The sequence below is a fragment of the Clostridium sp. Marseille-P299 genome, from assembly GCF_900078195.1.
Lineage (GTDB): Bacteria > Bacillota > Clostridia > Lachnospirales > Lachnospiraceae > Lachnoclostridium.
Genome location: NZ_FJVE01000001.1, coordinates 1 through 3,712, shown reverse-complemented (window position 1 = coordinate 3,712; position 3,712 = coordinate 1). Strand labels below are relative to the sequence as shown.

General features: G+C 34.5%; 1 protein-coding gene and 8 tRNA genes. 1 reads left to right on the top strand and 8 read right to left on the bottom strand.

Going from position 1 to position 3,712, the window contains the following annotated elements:
* The first annotated feature begins 288 nt into the window (after window positions 1–288).
* Complete coding sequence (locus BN4220_RS00045) at window positions 289–1,842, top strand: ABC-F family ATP-binding cassette domain-containing protein (protein ID WP_066711866.1); 1,554 nt, start codon at window positions 289–291, stop codon at window positions 1,840–1,842.
* An 867-nt stretch (window positions 1,843–2,709) separates the two neighbouring features.
* Here the strand turns inward: BN4220_RS00045 and BN4220_RS00040 are convergent.
* The 8 genes from BN4220_RS00040 to BN4220_RS00005 form a co-directional block, all read right to left on the bottom strand.
* Window positions 2,710–2,783, bottom strand: a tRNA-Arg gene (locus BN4220_RS00040).
* Window positions 2,784–2,842: 59 nt separating this feature from the next.
* Window positions 2,843–2,928, bottom strand: a tRNA-Leu gene (locus BN4220_RS00035).
* Window positions 2,929–2,946: 18 nt separating this feature from the next.
* A tRNA-Val gene (locus tag BN4220_RS00030) sits at window positions 2,947–3,019 on the bottom strand.
* Between the two features lie 89 nt (window positions 3,020–3,108).
* Window positions 3,109–3,182, bottom strand: a tRNA-Asp gene (locus tag BN4220_RS00025).
* Window positions 3,183–3,197: 15 nt separating this feature from the next.
* A tRNA-Ile gene (locus tag BN4220_RS00020) sits at window positions 3,198–3,271 on the bottom strand.
* Window positions 3,272–3,303: 32 nt separating this feature from the next.
* Window positions 3,304–3,376 (bottom strand) — tRNA-Thr (locus tag BN4220_RS00015).
* Window positions 3,377–3,449: 73 nt separating this feature from the next.
* Window positions 3,450–3,521 (bottom strand) — tRNA-Glu (locus BN4220_RS00010).
* 67 nt (window positions 3,522–3,588) lie between these two features.
* Window positions 3,589–3,660 (bottom strand) — tRNA-Asn (locus BN4220_RS00005).
* Window positions 3,661–3,712: the final 52 nt, after the last annotated feature.

The window sequence follows — 3,712 nt, the reverse complement described above, 5'->3', positions numbered from 1 at the left end:
GATTTTTGTTATTATTAGTCATAGGGAAGTCCTTCTTTCTTGGTTATGTTTTTCTTCGTCGTTAAACATTTTACCATGTCAGATGGAACTTCTCTATTTTTATTTACACAAAATATTTTACACTATCGATTCCAGAAGTAAATAAATAAATTATAATATGTTATTATATGCACTTTCCTTTCATATGTCTAAGAACTATACATTTATTAGAACCACTTGTTTTTTTGTAAATTTTACTCTATAATGAAACTGTTTTTGACTTGATTTCGAAATATAAGGAGTATATATATGAGTATATTAAATGTAACGCATCTTAGCCATGGTTTTGGTGATCGTGCGATATTTCACGATGTATCCTTTCGCCTATTAAAAGGTGAGCATATAGGATTAGTCGGCGCAAATGGTGAAGGTAAATCTACCTTTATGAATATAATTACTGGAAAGTTAATGCCTGATGAAGGTAACGTTGAATGGTCAAAAAATGTTCGTGTAGGATATCTTGATCAACATTCCGTTCTTGAAAAAGGCATGAGTATTCGTGATGTATTAAAATCTGCTTTTAATTTCTTATATGAAATGGAACAGAAAATGAATGAGCTTTGCAATGAAATGGCAGAAGCAAGCGATGATCGTATGGCAGAACTAATGGAAGAGTTCGGAACAATTCAGGACTTATTAGATGCTCATGATTTTTATATCATTGATACAAAAGTTGAAGAAATTGGTCGTGCTTTAGGCCTTGATGATATTGGCTTAGATAAAGATGTTACCGATTTAAGTGGTGGTCAAAGAACGAAAGTTTTACTTGGTAAGTTATTGTTAGAGAAGCCGGATATTCTTCTTTTAGACGAGCCTACGAACTATTTGGATGTTCAACACATCGAATGGTTAAAACGCTACCTACAAGAATACGAGAATGCATTTATCTTAATTTCACATGATATACCATTTTTAAATAGTGTTATTAATTTGATTTATCATATGGAAAATGGTGAACTCAATCGCTATGTTGGTGATTACGATAAGTTCCAAGAAGTTTATGCAGTTAGAAAAGCACAATTAGAATCTGCATATAAAAGACAACAACAAGAAATACAGGAACTTCAAGATTTTGTTGCTCGTAATAAAGCACGTGTTTCCACTAGAAATATGGCAATGTCTCGCCAAAAGAAGCTTGACAAAATGGATATTATTGAGCTTGCACAAGAAAAACCAAAGCCTGAATTTCACTTTAAAGAAGCAAGAGCTGCAGGCCGTTATATTTTCCAAACAGAGCATCTTGTAATCGGTTATGACGAACCTTTATCCAAACCTCTTAATTTGACCATGGAGAGAGGCGATATCGTTGTTTTAAAAGGTGCAAATGGTATTGGTAAGACAACCTTGCTAAAAAGCATTATTGGCTTAATTCAGCCATTACAAGGTAAAGTAACCCTTGGTGATTATTTATATCAAGGATATTTTGAACAAGAAATGACTGGCGCTAAAAACAATACTTGTATTGAAGAATTGTGGTGTGAATTTCCTTCATGGACTCAATATGAAGTACGTTCAGCACTTGCTAAATGTGGTTTAACTACAAAGCATATCGAGAGCCAAGTTCGCGTCTTAAGTGGTGGAGAACAAGCTAAAGTTCGCTTATGTAAATTAATGAACAAAGAAACCAATATTTTATTATTAGACGAGCCTACCAATCACCTTGATGTAGATGCAAAAGAAGAGTTAAAACGAGCTTTAAAAGCCTATAAGGGTAGTATCCTTCTTATTTGCCATGAACCAGACTTCTATGAGGATTTTGCAACTAAAGTTTGGGATTGTAGTACATGGACTACTAAATTATAATTTCACAATTACTAGGTTCAAACTATTCATCTAAGAATCTTTAATGTTTAGCTAATTATTTTAGTTTAATATATCGAATTAATTTAGTATTTAATACGTTAAGAATCCCAGGAACGTTATGTAGCTTATACCTTATCAACGGCTACATATTTTACCTGGGATTCTTTCTATATTTCTTATACTTTAATTTCTTATACTTCAATTTCTATACTTTACTTTCTTATACTTTAATTTCTGCACTTTAGTTTCTATATTTTTTTAGGTCGATATTATTTCTTTTGAATTAATTATATTTAACAAAAAACTCTCTTATCTTGTAATTTTATACTAGCCTGATTCTTTATATCACCTTTATTCTCTGTATGAATTTTTACCCTCTATATCGCTTTTATATCATCTATATAGCCTTTGTATCATCTATAACGCTTTTTGCATCATCTATATCGTTTTCATATCATCTATATCGCTTTCGAATCATCTATACCACTTTGTACCCTCTTATATTACTTTTGTGTCATCTATATCGCTTTGTATCCTATATATCACTTTTATATTCCCTATATTTATTAACAACAATATTCTTTGCTCTAGTTCTTGTCAACATCACATCTAATAAGTTATGTACAATGGTAGATAAGTATTCATCCATATGTTGATATTTATCCCTTATTTACTTTTATATAGTGGATTAATTGATGACCAACATAAACTTTTACTTTTAATTGCTCTTTAAATATTGATCCTGAGCTCTTTATCCTTCATGTTAAAGAAGTCTATTAAATTGAATTCATTCTCAATACAAACTAATTATATTTTATAATTATAAATACAAAAAAACCTCAAAGCAATCACTCTGAGGTTAATTAACGTACGTGAGAAGATTCGAACTCCCGACACCTTGGTCCGTAGCCAAGTGCTCTATCCAGCTGAGCTACACGTACACAATATAGTCTAACTATATTCAATATAAAAGCATTATTTCCAATATTACTGGAAATAATGCCGGCGACCGGAATCGAACCGGTACGGGAGATTAGTCCCGCAGGATTTTAAGTCCTGTGCGTCTGCCAGTTCCGCCACGCCGGCATAAACCTTTCGGTTTAGTGGGACCTATAGGACTCGAACCTATGACCCTCTGCTTGTAAGGCAGATGCTCTCCCAGCTGAGCTAAGATCCCATGGGAATTAAGAAAATAATTCTTAACTGACATTATTCATATTATTATGTCATTTCTTTTTTAGAAAGATGTCCTTTCCTTGAAAGAAACGACCCAGATGGGACTCGAACCCACGACCTCCGCCGTGACAGGGCGGCGCTCTAACCAACTGAGCCACTGGGCCAAACTACTTTTTAAATGGACCTTCGGGGACTCGAACCCAGGACCGACCGGTTATGAGCCGGTTGCTCTAACCAACTGAGCTAAAGGTCCAAACCTTACAGCTTAGATCATTTTTATACTAAAGCCGACGATCGGACTCGAACCGATAACCTGCTGATTACAAGTCAGCTGCTCTGCCAATTGAGCCACGTCGGCATATAGTTTAGCGACTTCAAAGAGATGTTCAGCAGGGATTTATATCCCTTTTCATAAATCTTCTTTTTGTCAATGACTCCAAGGGGATTTGAACCCCTGTTACCGCCGTGAAAGGGCGGTGTCTTAACCGCTTGACCATGGAGCCGTGTTTCATATGATAACATATACTAAAAAGCTTGTCAATAATTTTTTTTAATTATTTTGTTATCAAACTCCCCGAGTTGGGCTCGAACCAACAACCCCACGGTTAACAGCCGTGTGCTCTACCATTGAGCTATCGAGGAATACTTCTCATTGATTAATCCAAATGTTATCAAAACAAACTTTTTAAGGTTA

Excerpts from the sequence above, each read along its gene's own strand:
- BN4220_RS00045 (WP_066711866.1), top strand. The coding sequence starts at position 289 with ATGAGTATATTAAATGTAACGCATCTTAGCCATGGTTTTGGTGATCGT.